The following is a 241-nucleotide window of genomic DNA, read 5'->3' on the forward strand; positions in this document are numbered from 1 at the left end:
AGAACAGAGGTTGCCGGTATGTCTGTGACCGCGGGGGTATATGGTGCTGCTGGCCATTCTTCCGTTGATGTTAAGGATGATGACGGCTCCCGTGCCGGCACGGTCCGGGATGATGCCGGCAGCCTGGGCGGATACCTGAATCTGGTACACACGTCCTCCGGCCTGTGGGCTGACATTGTGGCACAGGGAACCCGCCACAGCATGAAAGCGTCATCGGACAATAACGACTTCCGCGCCCGGG

The 241-nt window shown here is 60.6% G+C and carries 1 protein-coding gene; it reads left to right on the top strand.

Translation table 11 applies throughout. The annotated features are described in order from the left end of the window. Positions 1 to 241 (top strand): autotransporter domain-containing protein (locus tag HMPREF0549_RS09020; protein ID WP_003718001.1); only part of this gene is annotated, 241 nt, incomplete at both ends.

Origin of the sequence: Limosilactobacillus vaginalis DSM 5837 = ATCC 49540, from assembly GCF_000159435.1 — a bacterium.
GTDB lineage: Bacteria > Bacillota > Bacilli > Lactobacillales > Lactobacillaceae > Limosilactobacillus > Limosilactobacillus vaginalis.